Origin of the sequence: Haloferula chungangensis, assembly GCF_042664875.1 — a bacterium.
GTDB lineage: Bacteria > Verrucomicrobiota > Verrucomicrobiia > Verrucomicrobiales > Akkermansiaceae > Haloferula > Haloferula chungangensis.
Genome location: NZ_JBHTBS010000051.1, coordinates 1 through 1,294, shown reverse-complemented (window position 1 = coordinate 1,294; position 1,294 = coordinate 1). Strand labels below are relative to the sequence as shown.

At 62.9% G+C, this 1,294-nt stretch carries 1 protein-coding gene; it reads right to left on the bottom strand.

Translation table 11 applies throughout. The annotated features are described in order from the left end of the window. Positions 1-154: 154 nt before the first annotated feature. On the bottom strand, positions 155-1,294 hold a 1,140-nt coding region (locus tag ACFQY0_RS21120), incomplete at its 5' end, for an IS91 family transposase (protein WP_379717020.1).

Genomic DNA, 1,294 nt, shown 5'->3' with positions numbered 1-1,294 from the left:
AGAACGTTAAGATCTGCCACCCCGGGTTAGTTAGGGCGGACGCTTGAATCCTTGCAACTCGCGCTGGCTTCTTCAAGTCCGCATCGCCTTAAACACGAGGGGTTGGTCAGCATCGCTCTTGTTGAACGTCTGGGGCGCCCGAATCACTCGGCCATTAGCCGCTATCCGGAGGGCCTAGGGAATAGCTCGCAAGCTTCTCACCGATAGCGAGTTGTAATAGGATCGCGAGTGCCGGAAGCTCGAAGCCGGCGCGATTCCCGAGGCGTCGCGACCGAAGCTGCTTCGATTCGCAGTTGGGGCAGGCCCGATCCAGGCTTCTGGGGGCTTTTTCGTTGATGGATGTCTGGGGTGCGCCTTCGATTTCGCGGTATCGGTGGCGCGCGCCGACCAAGAGGCCGAAGCTGCGCAGGCGGCGGTAGCGCTTGGGCACGAGGTGGCGACTGAAGCGCTGGATGAAGGCCTTGCCGGACAAGGTGACGTCCCGCTTGCGACCGTCGTTTTTGTAGTCCTTGGTCTCGAAAGTGATGGTGCGCTCCTGCTCGTCGATGCTCTTGATGCGCTGGTTGCTCATGGCAATGCGGCTGGTGTAGCGGGCGAGGTAGCGCACGACCGCCCGGGTGTTGCCCAGCGTGGCGCGGCTGAAGATGTTCCAGTTGCGCCCGGCGAGGCGCACGCGCCAGTCGCGGCGGGCTTCAAGCGTGTCGAGCGCCTCAGGCCAGCGGACCTCCCGGGATGCTTCCAGGGCTTCGAGGCGGCGCAGGAAGACCGCCCGGAATACCTTCGACATGTTGCGCACGGGGAAAAGATAGTTGGGTCGCGCTTGGCGCCATTTGCCGGTGCTGCAATCCCGCCCGCCGGAGGACACCAGCACGTGGAGATGCGGATGCCAGTTGAGCGCGCTGCCCCAGGTGTGGAGTACGGCGAGGAAGCCGCTTTCGAACTTCCAATTGTTCTTCTGGAAGAGTTTGAGGATCTCTGCCGCTGCGGCAAAGAGGATGTCGGCGGCGATCCGGTAGTTCAGTTCGAAGAACTCGTGGATCTCCTCGGGCACGGTGAAGACGACGTGGAAATGGGGGCAATCGGGCAGGCGCTCACAGAGCTTGCTGGACCACTCGGCCTGGCGCGGGCCGAGGCAGTTGGGGCAATGCCGGTTGCCGCAGGAGCTCGCATACCATTCCTTGTGGTGGCAGTCCTGGCAGCTGACCTGGTTGAAGCCGAGCGTGCCCTGTCGGCACTGGGCGAGCAGATTGAGCGTCGAATACTCCTGCTCGTCGAGTCCTCCGGGCCAGTCATC